The sequence below is a fragment of the Zobellella taiwanensis genome (assembly GCF_003012795.1).
In the GTDB taxonomy this organism is placed as follows: Bacteria; Pseudomonadota; Gammaproteobacteria; order Enterobacterales; family Aeromonadaceae; genus Oceanimonas; species Oceanimonas taiwanensis.
On sequence record NZ_PXYH01000003.1, the window covers coordinates 190863 to 209227 of the forward strand.

At 68.7% G+C, this 18365-nt stretch carries 11 protein-coding genes; 5 read left to right on the forward strand and 6 right to left on the reverse strand.

Annotation, left to right across the window (positions count from 1 at the left end; translation table 11 throughout):
* Position 1: 1 nt before the first annotated feature.
* The gene (gene cobT / locus C7I36_RS03435; RefSeq protein WP_106452327.1) at positions 2–1063 is read right to left on the reverse strand and encodes a nicotinate-nucleotide--dimethylbenzimidazole phosphoribosyltransferase; all 1062 of its coding nucleotides are present in this window, start codon (positions 1061–1063) and stop codon (positions 2–4) included.
* Between the two features lie 99 nt (positions 1064–1162).
* On the opposite strand from cobT, the gene C7I36_RS03440 reads away from it, so the two are divergent.
* The gene (locus C7I36_RS03440) at positions 1163–2191 is read left to right on the forward strand and encodes a metal-dependent hydrolase (protein WP_106452328.1); all 1029 of its coding nucleotides are present in this window, start codon (positions 1163–1165) and stop codon (positions 2189–2191) included.
* 3 nt (positions 2192–2194) lie between these two features.
* Here the strand turns inward: C7I36_RS03440 and C7I36_RS03445 are convergent, their stop codons facing one another.
* From C7I36_RS03445 to C7I36_RS03460, 4 genes are all read right to left on the reverse strand, one after another.
* The gene (locus C7I36_RS03445; protein ID WP_425445026.1) at positions 2195–5263 is read right to left on the reverse strand and encodes a transglycosylase domain-containing protein; all 3069 of its coding nucleotides are present in this window, start codon (positions 5261–5263) and stop codon (positions 2195–2197) included.
* Between the two features lie 148 nt (positions 5264–5411).
* Complete coding sequence (locus C7I36_RS03450) at positions 5412–7187, reverse strand: ABC transporter ATP-binding protein (RefSeq protein ID WP_106452330.1); 1776 nt, start codon at positions 7185–7187, stop codon at positions 5412–5414.
* On the reverse strand, positions 7177–8910 hold the full coding sequence (locus tag C7I36_RS03455; RefSeq protein WP_106452331.1) for an ABC transporter transmembrane domain-containing protein: 1734 nt from the start codon (positions 8908–8910) through the stop codon (positions 7177–7179). The genes C7I36_RS03450 and C7I36_RS03455 overlap by 11 nt, the downstream gene beginning before the upstream one ends.
* A 43-nt stretch (positions 8911–8953) precedes the next feature.
* Entirely contained in the window at positions 8954–9712 is a 759-nt protein-coding gene (locus tag C7I36_RS03460; protein WP_106452332.1) for a sulfite exporter TauE/SafE family protein, read from the reverse strand.
* Between the two features lie 106 nt (positions 9713–9818).
* Between C7I36_RS03460 and C7I36_RS03465 the strand changes: the two genes are divergently transcribed.
* Positions 9819–10385 carry a peptide-methionine (S)-S-oxide reductase gene (locus C7I36_RS03465; RefSeq protein WP_245880022.1) on the forward strand — a complete coding sequence of 189 codons (567 nt, stop codon included), beginning with the start codon at positions 9819–9821 and terminating at the stop codon, positions 10383–10385.
* Here C7I36_RS03465 and mobB read toward each other — a convergent pair.
* Positions 10336–10878, reverse strand: a complete 543-nt coding sequence (gene mobB / locus C7I36_RS03470) for a molybdopterin-guanine dinucleotide biosynthesis protein B (RefSeq protein ID WP_106452334.1) — start codon at positions 10876–10878, stop codon at positions 10336–10338. The genes C7I36_RS03465 and mobB overlap by 50 nt on opposite strands.
* Positions 10879–10984: 106 nt before the next feature.
* Between mobB and tamA the strand changes: the two genes are divergently transcribed.
* The 3 genes from tamA to C7I36_RS03485 all read left to right on the forward strand — a co-directional run bounded on the left by tamA (position 10985) and on the right by C7I36_RS03485 (position 18332).
* A complete protein-coding gene (tamA, locus tag C7I36_RS03475; RefSeq protein ID WP_106452335.1) occupies positions 10985–12703 on the forward strand; it encodes an autotransporter assembly complex protein TamA in 1719 nt (572 codons plus the stop codon).
* The gene (gene tamB / locus C7I36_RS03480) at positions 12700–16389 is read left to right on the forward strand and encodes an autotransporter assembly complex protein TamB (protein WP_245880023.1); all 3690 of its coding nucleotides are present in this window, start codon (positions 12700–12702) and stop codon (positions 16387–16389) included. The genes tamA and tamB overlap by 4 nt, the downstream gene beginning before the upstream one ends.
* A gap of 134 nt (positions 16390–16523) precedes the next feature.
* Positions 16524–18332, forward strand: coding sequence for a PglL family O-oligosaccharyltransferase (locus C7I36_RS03485; protein ID WP_245880024.1), 1809 nt, complete (start codon positions 16524–16526; stop codon positions 18330–18332).
* Positions 18333–18365 lie beyond the last annotated feature (33 nt).

Genomic DNA, 18365 nt, shown 5'->3' on the forward strand with positions numbered 1-18365 from the left:
CTCAGGCCTCTGGCCGGATGCCGGCGTCGGCAAAACTGGCCATTTCGCCGAGCAGGGCGCAGGCCGACTGCAACAGCGGGTAGGCCAGCACGGCACCGCTGCCTTCGCCCAGGCGCAGATCCAGTTCGAGCAAGGGCTCGGCGTCGAGCAGGCGCAGCAGGTGGCGGTGGCCGGGCTCGGCGGAGCGGTGTCCGAAAATGGCATACTGGCGGGTGCCCGGCGCCAGTTGTTCGGCTACCAGCAAGGCTACGCCGGCGATAAAGCCGTCCATCAGCAGGATGCGGCGCTGGCTGGCGGCCCGGATCAGGGCGCCGGCCATCATGGCGATTTCCAGGCCGCCGAGGGCGGCGAGGGCGGCCAGCGGGGTGCGCGCCGGCTCGTGGCGGGCCAGCACCTGTTCCAGCACCCGGTGTTTGCGGGCCAGGGCCGCGTCGTCGAGTCCGGTGCCCCGGCCGGTGCATTCGGCCAGCGGCACCCGGCCCAGCCGGGCCAGCAGCAGGCTGGCGGCGGAGGTATTGCCGATGCCCATTTCGCCCACCACCAGCAGGTTGCCGGGCAGGGTATCGAGCAGTTCCATGCCCCGGGCCAGCGCCTGCCGGCACTCGGTGGCGGTCATCGCCGGCTGGTGCAGGGCGTTGCGGGTGCCGCGGCGGATTTTGCGGTCAAGCAGGCCGGCGGCGGGGGCGAAGTCGGCGTCCACCCCGGCATCCACCACCTGCAGCGCCAGCCCGTGCTGGCGGGCAAACACATTGATGGCCGCGCCGCCGCGCAGAAAGTTGTGCACCATCTGGGCGGTCACCGTACTGGGATAGGCCGAGACCCCCTGGGCGGCCAGGCCGTGGTCGGCGGCAAACACCAGTATCTGGGGCTGCTCCAGTGCCGGCAGCAGGCGCCCCTGGATAAGCCCCAGGCGCAGCGCCAGCCCTTCCAGCCGCCCGAGCGACCCCCTGGGCTTGGTCTTGTTGTCCAGGGCCGCCTGCAGCCGGGCACTCAGTTCGGGGTTGGCCGGCGCCGCAATGGGGGGCACTATAAGGGTATCGCATTGTTCGGGGTGAGGAGACATGGCTATCGCGGGCAGAGAATCAGGACTCGTATGCTATCAGATAACGGCCCAGGCCGGGATCCCGCCCTTTCCTTTTCAGCCAGCGAGGTATTCCTGCCTATGGATTCTCTTTCACAACTGACCCTGGGGGCAGCCATCGGCGTGGCGGTGATGGGGCGGCGCGCCGGCATCGGCAAGGCGGCGCTGGCCGGCGCCGTGTTCGGCACCCTGCCCGATCTGGACGTGTTCATCGATTACGGCGACCCGGTCAGCAACATGACCTACCACAGGGGAGCCAGCCATTCGCTGTTCTACCTCAGCCTGCTGTCGCCGCTCTTTGCCTGGCTGTTGTGCCGCCTGCCCGGCCAGGGCGGGCACTGGCGCGGCTGGATGGCCGCCATCTGGCTGATACTGATTACCCATGTGCTGCTCGACAACATGACGGTATACGGCACCCAGCTGGGCCAGCCCTTCACCGATCACCCTTTTGGCATCGGCAGTATCTTCATTATCGATCCCCTCTATACCCTGCCCTTGTTGCTGGGCCTGGCGGTGGCGCTGATCCGGCGCGGCGGGCGCGGGCTGGCCGGCAACCGGCTGGGGCTGGGGCTGAGCACCCTGTACCTGGGCTGGAGCATGCTGGCCCAGTGGCAGGTGGGACTCAAGGTGGACGATGCCCTGGCGGCTCAGGGGATGACGGTGGAGCGGCGGCTGGTAACGCCCACCGCCTTCAATACCCTGCTGTGGCGGGTGCTGGTGATCACGCCCGACGGCTACCTCGAAGGCTTTCACTCCTTGCTCGATGCCCGGGGCGAACTGACCTTCAGCGCCTACGACAGGGGCATGGCGCTGTATCCGGAGCTGGCCAGCAATCCCTATGTGGCGCGCATCGCCTGGTTCAGCAAGGGATTTTTCCGGCTCAGCGAGCAGGACGGACGCCTGCTGATCACCGATTTGCGCATGGGTCAGGAGCCCGGCTACAGCTTCAACTTCGTGGTGGCCGAGCGGGGCGCGGGCGAGGCCCGTGCGCTGGCGGTGCCCGAGCAGCGCAGCGACCGGCTGGCGCTGTCCCTGGGGCTGGACTGGCTGTGGCGCCGTGCCCTGGGCGAGCCCTTGCCGCCGCCCGGGCAGTGGGCCCTGGGCCAGTAAGCCTCAGCCCTGCCGGGGCGTCTCGGCGTCCTCGTCCCGGGCCGGTTCGGGGCCGGCCGCCAGTTGCTGGCGGCAGCGGCTCTGGGCGCCGGGTTGCAGGTAGGGGCGCAGTATCGGCTCCATGCCCTTGAGCACCTGCACCGGTAGGGCGGAGGTAAAGCGGAAGCGGTCCGACTCCTGGCCCGGCACATAGGCGGTGAGGGTGCCGAAGTGGCGGTCGCCGAGAAAGAACACGAAGGTGGCGGTGCGGTTGCGGGCCTGGGACTTGATCACCTGGCCGTAGCGGGTCACGGTTTCGATGCGGTTGTCGCCGGTGCCGGTTTTGCCGCCCAGTACCAGGGGAGTGCCGTCCTCCAGCTGGAAACTGCCCTGCAGCCGCCGGGCGGTGCCGCCGTCCACCACCTGGGACAGGGCGTCGCGCAGGGCGGCCGCCACTTCCCGGGCCATGACCCTCTGGCCCTGGTTGGGATTGCGGATCAGGCGGGTTTCGTAGGGGGTGCCGGCGGCGAAATGCAACTGGTCGATGCGTACCGTGGGCAGGCGCACGCCTTCGTTGAGGATGATGCCGACCAGCTCCGCCAGGGCGGCGGGTTTGTCGCCCGAGCTGCCGATGGCGGTGGCCAGGGACGGCACCAGGTGGTCGAAGGGAAAGCCCAGCCGCTGCCAGCGCTGGTGCAGGTCGGAGAAGGCCTCCACCTCCAGCATGATGCGCAGCCGGCTGTCCCGGGCGCTGCGATGGCGGGTTTTGAACAGCCAGCCGTAGACTTCCTGGCGTTCCTCCTTACTGGCCTCGGCGGCGTCGGCAAAGCTGGCCTCGGGATGCTGCTGCAGGTAGCCGAGCAGCCACAGCTCAAGCGGGTGCACCCGGGCGATATAGCCCTGATCCGGCAGGCTGTAGGCGCCCGGGCCATAGCCCAGGTAGAGTTCTGCCAGGCGCTTGTCGGTCAGCCGTTCCTGGGGCAGGCGCTGGCGCAGGAAGGCGGCAAAGGCGTCCGGATCCGCGCCCGGCACCAGGTAGCGGTGCACCGCCGCCAGCCGCACCGGAGTGGGGCGCAGGCCGTCGAAAAAGGCATCCAGCCGCTCTTCCGTGGTTTTGTTCTGGTATTTGCGCCAAAAGCGCAGCAGAAACACCTGGCCTTCCCGATCCGCGAACCGGCTCAGGTATTCCTGGCGGCGCGGATCCTTGTCGTCTTCCAGCAGCTGGGCGCGGTTTTCGCTCTGGTAGGTGCTGTAGCGCACCAGATCCCGCAGCAACCGTACAAAGGGCAGGTTGATGGATTCGCGCAGGGCCTCGATCAGGGTGGGGTTGCGGCCGTTGTCCTCCTTGCGGAAGTTGCCGAAGGTGTGCATGCCGCCGCCGGTGAAAAAGCGCTCGCCGGGGCTGGCGGAATAGCGCCGCTCCAGGGCGGCGGCGAGCATGGTGGGCAGGGTCCGGTCCGGGCTGCGCAGCAGGTAGTCGATGGCCCAGCGGCTGAGCAGGTCGTTGCGCTCCGGGGTCAGCCGGCGCAGGGTGTCCGGCGATTCGCCGGCGTATTTCTGGTGCAGCTCGGCGATCACTTCCAGGTAGGTGGCCAGCACCCTGAGCTTGGCGGTGGAGCCCAGCTCCAGCTTGCTGCCTTCGTTGATGTCGAAGGGCTGCTGGGTGTTGTCGGTTTGCACCCTCACGTCGAAGCTGTCGCCGGTGCGCTCGAACAGGGTAAAGCTGTAGCGTACCTCGGCGGTTTTTTCCGGCGACAGCAGGCGCTCACCGTACAGGCCGATGTCGCGGGCAAACTCCGGATCCGCCAGCCGTTGCAGGTAGTCGCTCACCTGCTGTTGCAGTTCGGCATTGAGGGTGGTGCCGGCGGCAAGATCCAGCCGGTCCAGCTCGTAGAAGGACACGCCGAGCAGGCCGGCGAGCCGGCCGCGGGTGACCTGCAGCGTTTTGTTGGCCTCGATGAACTGGGTGACCGGCGCGGCACCGAAGTCGCGAAAACGCAGCCGCTGGCCGAGGGCGGCGTCGCGCAGGGCGGGGCTGATCAGCCCCGCCTGGGCCTGCAGCCTGAGGTAGCTGTCGGTCAGCCGCTCCAGATCCTCCCGGCCGCGGAACAGGTAGTAGGAGGGCCGGCGCTGGGCGATCATCAGCGCCATGACCTGGCGCAGGGCAAGACCCTGGTCGGTAATGGCCAGGCCGGCGCTGCGGGTCGGGTCGAGCAGTTGGTTGACCTCGTCGAGTTCGGCGCCAAACCAGATCCACAGGCCATCGCCCAGGCCGTGCACTTCGCCGTGGCCCGGGGCGGCGGCCAGGGGCACCGAGTTGAGGTAGGACAGGGCCACCTGCTTGCGGGCGGTCAGGGTTTCGGGCCCGAGCCGGTAGGCGCGCACGCTGGCGGAGATCATCTGGCGCAGCTTTTCGCCGGCCGAGTGGGTCAGGCCGCCCGGGGAATGGCGGTATTTTTCAATCTGGGTGGCCAGGGTGCTGCCGCCCGCCGAGTCGTCCTGGATATCCAGTGCCTTGCCCACCTGGCTCATGGCCGCCTTGGCAAAGCGTGGCCAGTCCACCGCCGGGTTGGCCAGGGGCTGCTCGGTGTTGAGCAGCTCGCGGTTTTCGATAAACAGCAGGGTGCTCAGCACCAGCGGCGGTATTTCCGAAAAGTCCGGGTAGTGGCGCTGGGGATAGCGGTAGTCATAAACCGGCTCGGCCCGGCAGTCGCTCAGGAACAGGCCGGCCTGGGTCTTTTCCTGGTAGGGGGTGAAAAAGCCGTGGCGGCTGTACTCGAGCAGGGCGGGGGAAAACTGCACTTGCTGCTCGATGATGAAATTCTGCTGCTGCAGCCGTTCGAGCAGCCCGGGCAGACGGGTGTAGCCCAGGCGCTGGTCGAAGGGGCCATGGCTGGGATAGTGCACGGCGGCGCTGGGGCCGGGCTCGAGCTGCCAGGTCAGGGTGCCGGCATAGCGGGAAATTTCCCGGGACTGCAGCCAGGAGGTGCGCATCTCGAAGGCGACCAGCACGCCCGAGGCAATCAGCAACAGCAGCACCAACAACCACAGCAGCAGGCGCCAGCGGCGCCGGGCGGGTTTGGGTAACGGCATGATGGCCGGCTCCTGTTCGGGGAGGCGGAGTCGAGGATGCTCTGAATGCGGTATTGCGCTCATATCGGTCCCCTCAGCGCCACTGGATAGGGCTTCTTATAACAAAAGCTTAGCCGCCGGGGCCGTCTTGGGGGATGGCGGGCAAAAATTATTTGGCGCCGGCCTCGGCCATCGCCACCTGCCGGGCCTGTTGCTGCAGCCGGTACATGGCCCGGTAGCGGCCCTGGGGCCTGGCCATCAGTTGCCGGTGGCTGCCGCTTTCCACCAGCTCGCCATGGTGCATCACCAGGATGCGATCGGCGCCGGCGATGGTGGACAGGCGATGGGCCACCACAATCAGGGTCACCTTGCCGTGCAGCCGGGCCAGGGCCTGCTGCACCACCTGCTCGGTTTCGCTGTCGACGTTGGCGGTGGCCTCGTCCAGCAGCAGGATGCGCGGGCGCCCGGCCAGGGCCCGGGCAATCACCAGTTGCTGGCGCTGGCCGGTGGACAGCCGGGTGCCGCGCTCGCCCAGGCGGGTATCAAAGCCCTGCTCCAGGCCGGCGATCAGGGGCAGCAGGTGGGCCTGGCGGGCCGCCTCTTCGATGTCCGCCAGGGGCAGGCCGCGGCCCATGTCGATATTGTCGCGCAGGCTGCCCGCCAGCAGGAAGGGCTCCTGGGGAATAAGCCCCATGCCCTGGCGCAGCGCCGCCTGCCGGTAGTCGGCCAGGGGCTCGCCGTCGATCAGGATGCGGCCGGCCTCGGGCCGGTAGAACTGCAGCAGCAGGCTGAGCAGGGTGCTCTTGCCGCTGCCGGTATGGCCCACCACGCCGATAAAGGCGCCGGCCGGGATGTCCAGGTCCAGCTCGCGAAACACCGGCCGGTCGGGGCGGTAGCCAAAGCTCACCGCCTCCAGGCGCACGGCGCCCGCGCCAATCTCCGCCAGACGCTCGCCGTGGTGTTCCACCGGCTCCTGCATCAGCTGGTAGACCCGGTCGCCGGCCACCATGGCCTGCTGGTAGAGGTTGAAGCGCTGGGTGATCTCGGCCAGCGGCTCGGTAAAGCGGCCGAGGAAGCTCAGGAAGGCATAGAGCACACCCACCTCGGCCACCCCGTTGACCTGCTGCCAGCCGAACACCTGGAGGATGCCGACCAGGGCCAGCACGCTGAGCAGGTCGATGGCCGGGCGCAGCAGGGCGGCGCCGATGTTGACGGTGCGCATGCGGGCATCGTAATAGCGCCGGTTGAGGCGGTCGAAACGGGCGGCGGCGTCGGGCTGGCGGCCGCAGGCCTGCAGCACCGCCATGCCGGCGATGGACTCGCTGATGTCGCTGTTGATCTCGGAGCGCAGCTGGCGGCTGTCGGCCACCGCCTGGCCGCTCAGCTTCTGGTAGAGGTAAATCACGCCCACCACCGCCGGGATCAGCAGCAGCGCCACCAGCATCAGTCCGGGGTCGAGCAGCGCCATGGCGACGATGATGCCCGCCAGCAGCACCACATTGGTCAGCACCACCGATAAAAACTGCACATAGAGATCCTTGATGGCCTCGGTGTCGTTGGTGATCCGGCTCACCAGCCGGCCGGTCATGGCCCGGTCGAAAAAGGCCAGCGGCAGGCGCTGCAGGTGGGCGAACACCTGCTGGCGGATGTCCAGCACCGCCGCCAGCGCCATGTCGGTAAAGCGCAGGGTCTGGCGGTATCTGAGCCAGGCGGCGGCGCCCTGCAGCAGCACATAACCGGCCGCCAGGCCGGCCACCGGCAGCCACGGCAGCCGGCCCGCCAGCAGGTAATCGTCGATAAACACCTTGGCCAGCAGGGGGCCGGCCACGTCGGCGGCGGTGGCCAGCAACAGCAGGGCCAGGGCCCGCAGCAGCAGGGGCCTGTCCCGGTATACGTAGGCCAGCAGCAGCCCGAAGGTGCCCTTGCCCTGCGCCTCAGTCTTCATCCAGCCCCGCCTCCAGTTGTTGATAGGTCCACATCCGCCGGTACCAGCCGTCTTCCGCCACCAGGCCGGCATGGTGGCCGTCCTGCTGCACCCGGCCGTGGTTGAGCACCAGGATGCGGTCCGCGTGCTCCAGCGCCGACAGCCGGTGGCTGACGATAATGGCGCTCTGGCCGCGCCGCCGGCGCAGGCCGTGCAGGATATGCTGTTCGGTGTGCACGTCCACCGCCGACAGGGCGTCGTCCAGCACCAGCACCGGCGCCCGGCTGAGCAGGGCCCGGGCAATGGCCAGCCGCTGGCGCTGGCCGCCGGACAGGGTCATGCCCCGTTCCCCCACCCGGGTGTCGTATCCCTCGGGCAGCGCCACGATGTCATCGTGCACCCAGGCCAGCCGGGCGGCCTCGATCACCTCGTCGCGGCCGGCGTCCGGGCGGGCCAGGGCGATGTTGTCGGCAATGCTGGCGCTGAACAGGAAGGCGTCCTGGGGGACATAGGCGAACTGGCGGCGCAGGGCGTCGAGGCGGTAGTCCTCCAGCGGCCGGCCGTCGAGCAGCAACTGGCCGGGCGCGGTTTCCCAGTAGCGCATCAACAGCTGCAACAGGGTGCTTTTGCCGGCGCCGGTGGGCCCCGCCAGCCCCAGTACCCGGCCCGGCGCCAGGCTGAAACCAACCTGGTGCAGCGCCGGGGTTGCCTGGCCGGGGTAGCAAAAGTCGAGCCCGCGGGCCTCGATGGCGGCGCCGGCGGGTTCGGCCCGGCCCAGGTCGGGCACGCTGTCGGGCTCCGCCAGCAGGCTGTCGACCCGTTGCAGGGCGGCGCTGCCGCGCTCCACGATATTGAGCAGCCAGCCGAAGGCGAACATGGGCCAGATCAACTGGGACAGGTAAAGGGTAAAGCTGGTCAGCTCGCCCACCGTCAGCTGCTGCTGCCATATCCGCCAGGCGCCGAAGCCCAGGGTCAGCAGCAGGGCCGCGGACATGGACAGAAACACCGCCGGTTCATACAGCGCCTCGGCCCGGGCCACCGCATAGTTGCGTTCGGCGGCGGTGCGGGCGATGGCGGCGAACTCGTCGCTTTCGGCCTGCTCCCGGCCCATGGATTTGACCAGGCGGATGCCGGCGATGGCTTCCTGGGCCTTGTCGTTGAGCACCGAAAACTGGTTCAGGGCGGCGGCAAAATGGTGGTGGATACGGCTGGAAATACGGTAGAAGGCCAGTCCCATCAGCGGAAAGGGCAGCAGGGCCACCAGCGCCAGCCGCCAGTCGATAACCCCGAACAGGATCACCAGCACCAGCAGCAGGGTGAGCAGGCCGTCGAAGCCCGACAGTACCCCTTCGCCGGCGGCCACCTCGATGGCGTCGATATCGTTGGTGGCCCTGGCCATGAGATCGCCGGTGTTGTAGCGGCTGAAAAAGCCCTGGCCCTGGCGGGTGAGCAGCGCGAACAGGCGCCGGCGCAGCAGGTTGCCGAGCCGGTAGGAGGTGCCGAACAGGATGCGCCGCCAGCCCAGGCGCAGGGCGTAGATGGCCAGTCCCAGGGCGAGGATGAGCCAGGCCAGGCGGCCGTCTGCCCGTCCTGGTTCGGCGGCCAGCAGGGCGTCCACGGCGCGGCCGATAAGGTAGGGAATGGCCATGTTCATCACCGCCACGGCGGCCAGCATCAGCAGCGCCAGGCTGTAGGTGCGCCAGTGGGCCCGGAAGAACCAGGCCAGTTGCCGGAACAGCGTCATGGAGTCCGCTCCTTGTCCGTCACGGGGGACGATTGCCCGGGATCTAGCGCCACAGGTCGACGGCCAGTTTACCGATGATGGCGATGATCATGGCCAGGGTCAGCCATTTTATCCAGCGCACCCCGTTGGCGCCGAGGCTGAGCCGGGCGCCGCACCAGGCGCCGAGCATGCTGCCGAGGGCCAGTACCAGGCCGTAGCTCCAGGCCACCTTGCCGCCGGCCACGAAGATGGCCAGGGCCGGTATCATGTAGACCAGCACGATCAGCACCTTGAGCCGGTTGACCTGCACCAGATCGATGTGCAGGACCCGGTACAACAGGGTGATGAACAAAATGCCCACCGCCACCTGGATAAAGCCGCCGTACAGGCCGATGACCGCCAGGGCCAGGTAGACCCGGGGCCCGAGGTGGCCTTCGTCGAGCGGCCGGGTCGACAGCCCGGCCGGGGTCGGCGCCAGCATCATCAGGGCACAGCCGGCCATCACCAGGATCAGTATCCACTGGAACAGCCGTTCGTCCAGCCAGATCGCCACCCAGGCCCCGAGCAGGGCGCCGGCGACGGCGGGCAGGGACAGCTTCAGCCCGAGGCGCAGGTCGCGAAAGCCGGCCCTGTGGTACTGGCCGATGGCGGTGAGGTTTTGCAGCACTATGCCGACCCGGTTGCTGCCGTTGGCGGTGGCGCTGTCCAGCCCCATGAACATCAGCAAGGGCAGGGTCAGCAGGGAGCCGCCCGCCGACATGACATTGATAAAGCCGGACAGGACGCCGGCGGCGAGCAGCAGCAGGATTTCGGTGGTGGTCATCGCAGGGTCCGGATGGAGAAAAAGGTTTCCATCCATTTTCAATCGGTTAGCATATTGAAGCGAGAACTATGCGCAAGCGCGCGGCGCTTGTAAAGGAGTAATGCCCGTGTACCGAATCCTTCTGCTGAGCCTGTTGTTGCTGGCGCCCGGCTGGGCCCGGGCCGGCCAGGCGGTGTTTGCCGGCGGCAGCTTCTGGGTGATGGAGGCCCTGTTTGCCGGCCGGCCCGGTGTGGGGCTGGTGGAGGCGGGCTGGATGAACAGCGGCGGCCAGTACCAGCGGCGCCAGGTGGTGCGGGTGCACTACGACGACAACCTGATAGGCTACGGCGAGCTGCTTACCCTCTATTGGCACGCGGTCGACCTGTTCGACGGCGACGGCCAGTACTGCGACCGGGGCCGGGAATTCGGGCCGGCGCTCTATGTGCAGAACACGCTGCAGCAAAAGTGGGCCCAGCAAAGCCGGGCCCGCCTGGAGCTGGAAAGCGGGCGCGAGATCCGGGTGCGGATCCTGCCTAGCGGGCACTTCGAGCACGCCCCGGCACGCCACCAGCACTTTGCCGCCCGCCAGCCGCTGCTGTACCAGGCGTACCGCCGGGGCTGCGGCTATCCGGCGGGAGAGCGGCTCAACCCGGCACAGCTGGCAGGCGCCCTGCCCGATACCATTGCTCGATAAGGCCGGCGAGGGCGGCGGCGTCGTTGAGGTCGAGCACGGGCACCGGCGCCTCCAGGTCCGGCCGGTCGCTGGCCACCGCCAGTATGTGCGCATCCCGGCGGCACAGCAGGGGGCGGCCAAGCGCCGGGCGGTGAATTTCCAGCTTGGCCAGGGGGGCGTCGCGAAAGCCCTCGATCAGCACCAGATCGAGCCGGGCGGTATCGAGCCGCGACAGGCACAGCGCCAGTTCGGGCTCCTGGGGTAGCGGATTTTCGTAGGTGAGGATGCTGCGCCCGGGCCCGGCCAGCAGGCATTGCACGGCTCCCGCGTGGCGCAACTCGTAGCTGTCCTTGCCCGGGGTATCCTGTTCGACGTCGTGGTGAGTATGCTTGATGATGCCGATGCGCAGGCCGCGTTGGCACAGCAGCGTCACCAGCTGGCGCAGCAGGGTGGTTTTGCCGCTGCCGCTGAAGCCGGCAAAGCCCAGCAGGCGGCAGCCGGGGGTTGAGGTCATGGTCTGGCTCCGAAACAATGATCAGGGCGCCCAGTGTGCCACGCCCGGCACCGGCGCCCAAGGGCCTGTCTCTGGCCGAACAGCAACACAACGAGCGGATGGTATTATGAGCAAAAAATGGTGGGGAATACTGGCGCTGATGCTGTTCGTCGGCCTGGAGGCCAGGGCCGAGCCGGTCCGGCTGCGGCTGGCGGGGCTGGAGGGGACGCTGGCGGACAACACCCGGGTCTACCTCAACCAGTTGCCGGCGATAGAGGCGGAGCAACTGCCCCGCTTTCGGCGCGACATCATTGCCGCGGTGGAAGACAGCCTGCAGGCGCTCGGCTACTACGATCCCGAGGTTAACCTGGTCCAGGACCCGGACCGGCCCACCGAGGTGCGGGTGGAGGTGGCCGCGGGCGAGCCGGTACGCATCCGCCAGCTGGACGTGCTGCTGCATGGCGACGCCGCCGCCGATGCCCAGTTTGAACTGCTGCTCGACGGCTTCGCCCTGCGCGAGGGCGAGGTGCTCAACCACGAAACCTACGAAAGCGCCAAGGCCAGCCTGCTCAGCCTGGCCCTGAGCCGGGGCTATTTCGATGCCGGCTATCGCCAGAGCCAGGTGCGGGTCCACCCCTGGGAGCGGGCCGCCGACGTGGTGCTGTCGTTCGACTCGGGCCCGCGCTACCGTTTCGGCGAGCTGAAGGTCGACTCGGACCGGCCGGTCGAGCGGCTGCTCAATCCCCTGGTCGACCTGCGTCCGGGCGAACCCTACCTGGCCTCGCGCCTGGCCGAGCTGAGCCGCTCCCTGTCGTCGACCCGCTATTTCCGCCAGGTGGAGGTCCTGCCCCAGGTCGGCGAGGCGGACGAGCAATACCGGGTGCCGCTGGCGGTGGTGCTGCGCGCCAAGGCCGACAACGAGGTGGAGCTGGGGGTGGGCATGTCCACCGACGAGGGGCCGCGCACCTCGGTGAGCTGGGAAAAACCCTGGATCAACAGCCTGGGCCACAGCTTCAACACCAGCCTCAAGCTGTCGGCGCCCAAGCAGGACATCACCTTCGTCTACAAGATCCCCCGCGGCCACCCGCTCGACAACTACTACACCCTGCAGGGCGGCTACCAGCGGCTGGATCAGGACGACACCGAAAGCGACCGGCTGGTGGCCTCGGTGCACCGCTGGGACAAGAACGCCTATGACTGGACCCGGGACGTCTTTATCCGCTCCGAATACGAATCCTATACCCAGGGCCAGCAGGAAGACGACAGCTTCCTGCTGATCCCCGGTATCTCCTACAGCCGGACCCGGGTGCGCGGCGGCCTGGATCCCCATTGGGGCGATGCCCAACTGGCGACCCTGGAGTTCTCGGAGCCCTGGTGGGGATCGGATACCCGCTTTGTCCGCTTTTGGGGCCGCAGCAAGTGGCTGCGCTCCCTGGCCGACGACCACCGCCTGATCGCCCGCGCCGAGCAGGGCGCGGTCTGGGTCGACGAGGTCTACGACCTGCCGCCCTCGCTGCGTTTTTTCACCGGCGGCGATCTGACCGTGCGCGGCTTCGGCTATGAGTCGATCACCCCGCTCGACGCCAACGGCGACCGGCTGGGGGCCAAGTACGCCAGCGCCCTGAGCCTGGAATACGACTACCGGGTGGCGCCCAAGTGGCGGCTGGCGACCTTTGTCGACACCGGCACCGCCACCAACGACTACAGCGAGGCCTGGAAGGTGGGCACCGGGGTGGGTGTGCGCTGGCTGACCCCGGTGGGCTCCATTCGCCTGGACCTGGCCTTCGGGGTGTCGGAGGACGATACCCCCTGGCGGCTGCATTTTACCCTGGGGCCTGAATTATGATTTGGTTGAAACGTCTCGGACTCGGCACCTTCGTCGGCCTCTGCCTGCTGCTGATGGTGCTGGTCAGCCTGTTGTTCACCCACACCGGCAACCAGTGGCTGTGGGATCTCGCCAAGCGCCAGGTGCCTGGCCTGAGCGGCACCCTGGTGGCGGGCCAATTGGGCACCGGCTGGCAGTTCGCCGAGCTGGGCTACGAGCAGGACTCGCTCGCCTTCAGTGCCCGCGACGTCACTATCGACTGGCAGCTCGGCACCCTGTTCGACGGCCGTTTCTGGCTGCGCCGGCTGGAGGCAGCCGACATTGAGGTCAGCATCCGCTCCCTGCCCGAGGGGGAGGCATCCGCCGAGCGCGAACCCCTGGTCGACCTGACCCCGCCGCTGCGCATCGATCTGGACGACATCCGCGCCGACCGGGTGCGCATCGAACTGCCCGGACAGACCATCGCCTGGCAGAGCCTGGCGGTGGCCGCGCACTGGGACGACGACGGCATGGTGATCACCGGGCCGCGCATGGCCGGGCTGACCATCACCCTACTGCCGGCCCAGGACGGGGCGGCCCCCGATACCGCTCCGGCAACCCCGGCCGGGCCGCTCAGCCTGCCGGAGGTGATACTGCCGTTTCCCATTACCCTGCAGGAATTCCGGCTGAGCGACAGCCGCCTGATCCAGGACGGGGTGAGCCGGGAGCTGTCGTTGCTGCAATTGGCGCTGGAGGGCGAGCACAGTGCACTGCGGCTGCACGATATCACCCTGCAACACGAGCTGCTGGATGCCCGGCTGGCGGGAGAGCTGACCCTAAGCGGCGATTATCCGCTGGATCTGGCGCTGGAGGCGACCCTGCATGAACCCTTGCTGGAGGGCCAACTGGCAGGCCAGAGCCTGGGGTTGACGCTGCAAGACAGCCTGGCGGATCTGGCGGCCGAACTGACCCTGGCCGGGCCGGTCAATGCCGCCGCCAGCCTGACGGCAAAGCCCCTGGAAACGGATCTGCCCTTTACCCTGGCACTGAACTGGCAACGGCTCGGCTGGCCCCTGGCCGAGCCCGAATGGCGGCTGGAGCAGGGCCGGCTTGACCTGAGCGGCTCCCTTGCCGGCTACCGACTGCGGCTGGACAGCGAGGCCGCCGGCCCCGAACTGCCGCCCTTTGCCATCCGGCTGGAGGCCGAGGGGGATCTGGAGCAGGCCCGGCTGGCGCCCCTGACCCTGGCCTTGCCCCAGGGGGAAGTGCGGCTGGACGGCCGCCTGGGCTGGGCCGGGGGGATCGACTGGCAGGGCCGGCTGACCCTCGACGAGGTCGATCCCGGCGCCCTGGTGGCGGGCCTGGACGGCCGGCTCAACGGCGGGCTCGACAGCCGCTTTACCCTGGCGGGCGAGCGCTGGCAACTGCAGGCCGAGCCGGACATCAGCGGCCGGCTGCGGGACTATCCGCTGCTGCTGCAGGGCCGGGTGGCGCTGGATCAGGACCTGCGGGGCGATATCCACGATCTGGTGCTGCACAACGGCGACAACCGGCTCAGGGTCAATGGCCGCATCGACGAGCGCTGGCAACTGGAGGGCGAGGTGCAGGCCCCCGATTTGTCGGTTTATGCCCCCGGCCTGTTCGGCGATATCGCCGGCACGGTGCGGGTCGGCGGCGAGCGGGCGGCACCCGTTATCCAGGCCCGGCTGCGCGGGGTCCGGGCCGGCATGAACGAGACCCGGGCCGACGGCCTGTCCCTCGACGCCGACCTGACCCTGGGCCCGGCGCCCGCCGGCGAACTGACGCTGGGCCTGGACAGCCTGAGGGCCGGCGGCCTGGAATTCAGCGCGCTGCGGCTCGATGCGGGCGGCACCGAGGCGGCCCACCGGCTCAGCCTGACGGCCCAGGGCGAGCCCCTGGCGCTGGCGCTGCAACTGGACGGCCGGCGGGACGAGCAGGGCTGGCAGGGCCGGCTGGCCCAGGCGAGCCTGGACACGCCGCTCGAGCGCTGGGCCCTGCAGCAGCCGGTGGCCCTGAGCTGGCGCCAGGCCCGCGCGCGCCTTGCCGTCTCGGCCCACTGCTGGCGTTCCGGCCAGGCGGCGCTGTGCCTGGACGACCTGGTCAGCGAGGGCGGCGAGGGACGCGCCGGGGTGGATATCCGCGAGCTGGATCTGGCCCGGCTGGCGCCCTTCCTGCCGGAGGATTTTGCCTGGGAGGCCATCCTCGGCGGCCGGGTGGACGCCCGCTGGCAGGCCGGCGCGCCGCCCCGGTTGCAGGCCCGCATCAATACCACGCCGGGCACTTTTGTCAGCGGCGACACCCGGCTCGACTACCGCACCCTGCAACTGGTCAGCGAGGTGGCCGGCAACCGCCTGACCGGCCTGCTGGAGTTTGACTCGGCGCCGCTCGGCCGGTTGCGGCTGGACGCCCGGGTGGATGACCTGGACGACCGCCGGGCCCTGGCCGGCGAGCTGTCCATCGTCGACCTCAAACTGGACTGGCTGGCACCCTTGCTGCCGGAGGTGGCCCGGCTGCAGGGTACCCTGGCCGGCCAGGCCCGGCTGGCGGGCAGCCTGGACGCGCCCCTGCTGTTCGGCGACATCAGCCTCACCGGCGGCGAGGTGGACACCTATTCGGATGTGGTGCGGGTGCGGGATTTCAGTACCCGGCTGTCGGTGGACGGCACCCGCGCCACCCTGGACGGCCGGCTCCGGGTGGGCGAGGGGCCGCTCAACATCAGCGGCGAGCTGGACTGGCGCGAGTTGCCGGTGAGCGGCGAAATCCGCCTGCAGGGCAGCGAGCTGGAAGCGGGCTATCCGGGCATGGGCCGGGTGCGGGTCAGCCCGGATCTGCAGATTTCCCTCGGCGAGCAGGCCCGGGTACGGGGCGAAATACTTATCCCCTGGGCCAGGATAGAGGTCAAGGAGCTGCCCGAGAGCGCGGTCTCCAAGTCCGCCGACGTGGTCATTGTGCAGCCGTCCGGCCTGGTGCCGGAAACCGGCCCGGCACTGCCCCTCGATATCCGCCTGCAGGTGCGGCTGGCGGAGGACGTGCGCCTGGCCGCCTTCGGCCTCAATACCCGGCTCGAGGGGCAGATGCGCCTGGTCCAGCCGCCGGGCCGGAGCCTGCGCGCCAACGGTGAAATCCGGTTGGTGGACGGCAACTTCCGTGCCTACGGCCAGAATCTGCTGATCCGCGAAGGCAGCATACTGTTCAGCGGACCGCTGGATCAGCCCAACCTCAGGGTGGAGGCCATCCGCAACCCCTCGACCATGGCCGACAGCAGCATAGTGGCCGGGGTGCGGGTATCGGGTAGCGCCACCCAGCCGGCACTGGAGGTGTTTTCCGAGCCCCAGATGCCGCAGGTGGAGCAATTGTCCTGGCTGTTGCGGGGGCGGGGCATGGAAGGGGGCGAAACCGACGGCAACGCCCTGGTGCAGTCCATGCTGATCGGTGCCGGCGTCGGTCAGGTGGGCGGTATCGTCACCGGGGTGGGCGAGGCGCTGGGGCTGCAGGATGTGTCTTTGGACACGGCGGGATCGGGCGAGAGCACCGAGGTCAATATCAGCGCCTATGTGCTGCCCGGCCTGCAGATAGGCTACGGGGTGGGGGTTTTCTCGGCCATCGGCGAGCTGCGCCTGCGCTATGAGCTGCTGCCCCGGCTGTATCTGCAGGCGGCCAGCGGCCTGAACCAGGCCATCGATCTGTTCTACCGGTTCGAATTTTAACCGGCCGGCGCGCCGATGCGACGGAAAACAACGGCCCGGGGGGCGGCCCGCTTTCCGCCCCCCGGGCTGTGCTGGTAAAGTAGGGGTCTGTCGATGAGCCCCGGCCTGCGAGTTTCCGTCCTATCATGATGTCCATGCAATTGCTGCAACAGGAGCGCCTGGCCAGGGTCATGCTGGTCTGCGTGGCCGGCTACGCCCTGTTCGGCATGCATCTCTATCTGCCCCACCTGTTCGGCATCGGCCTGCAACTGCCGTTCAACGTGGCCGGCTGGCTCTGGGTGGGGCTGATGACCACGCTCGGGCTCTGGCACTGGCACCGCCGGCGGCTGCTGACCAGCCGCTTCTGGCTGGGGGTGGTGGCCGCCAGCGCCCTGCTGTGGCTGCCCTTTTTCTACTGGCACAACAACTCGGTGGCCGGCCAGGCGCTGCCGCGCATGCTGGGCCTGGCCGGCGGCCTGCTGTTCTACCTGGCGTTGCAACAATGCCGTTTCAACGGCCGGGGACGGCGCTACCTGCTGTATTGCCTGCTGCTGGCGGTGAGCGTGGAGATGCTGTTCGGCCTGGCCCAGTTCTTTGTGCTCGAGCCGGGCAACCCCTTTGGCTACAACACCGAGGTGCGCTCGCCCTACGGCATTTTCCAGCACCGCAACGTCATGGCCAGTTTTATCGTGACCGGCATGATACTGGCGGTGTATCTGTGGCTGAACGAGGCCAAGTCGCCCTGGCGGCCCTTTTTGTTCAAGTCCTGCTGGTTTGCCGCCGTACTGGGCGCCGGCGCCATGCTGGTGGTGCTGCTGCAGTCCAGGGCCGGCCAGCTCGGTCTGTTGCTGGGGCTGGCGCTGATGCTGCCGCTGGTGTGGCAGACCCTGGCGCAAACCCGTTCCAAGCGGCTGCTGGCCACCCTGGCGCTGATCCCCCTCGGCATCCTGGTGGGGGTGTTCGGGCTGGAGGTGTTCGAAATGAGCAAGCGCAGCCTGAGCATCTACACCCAGGCCGACGGGCGTTTCGATATTTACGCCCACGGCCTGCGCATGTGGCTGGATCATCCCTGGGCCGGTTACGGTTACGGCGGCTTCGAGTCGGCGTTTTACCAGACCTATGCCGACTGGCGCGAGCAGACCCCGGGGGCCGAGGCGCTGTTCACCGAAATGGGCCATCCCCACAACGAGTTTCTGTACTGGGCCATAGAGGGCGGCCTGGCGCCCCTGCTCGGCCTGCTGCTGATCAGCCTGCTGGTGCTGCGGCTGCTGCACCGGGTACCCTTCGCCCGGGCCCTGGCCTGGGTCGGCATCCTCACGCCCATCTTCATCCACAGCCAGACCGAGTTTCCCTTTTATCACTCGCAGCCGCACTGGTTTATGGTGCTGGTGCTGATTTATGTGATCGACGCGGAATACGGCCAGCGCCGGCTGTTGCCGGCGCCGCCGGCCTGGAGCCGCTGGCCGGTGCGGGCCTGGGGCCTTGGCCTGGTGCTGTTCATGGCCACCGGCCTGGTGGCCACCCAGCAACTGACCGCCTATGCCCGGGAGCAGGGACGCGAAGCCGCCGCCCTGGCCCGGGTGGTCAATCCCCTGATCTGGCACGATCGCATGGCCTTTTACCGTCACCACTGGCAACTGAAGCGGGCACTGCTGGCGGGGGACCGGGCGGCGCTGCTCGACTATGTGAGCTGGGCCCGGCGTTTTGTCGGCCACACCCCCAGGGCCGGGCTGTATTACAACAGCTACCTGGCCTTGCTGGCGGCGGGCGAGCCGGCGCGCGCCGCCGCCCTGCTGGCCGAGGCCCGGCGGCTTTATCCCAATGTGGTACTGCTGCGCGAACCCAGCATGGAGCGGGCCCGCCAGCGGCTGGCCCGGATGGACGCCGGCCTGAGCCCGGCCGAACTCAACGACGTTATTCCCCTCTACGACAACCTGCGCCCGGCCATCGGCGGAGCCTACTGAAGCTGGAAACCTCCTGGGGCGCGGGCGGCCCGC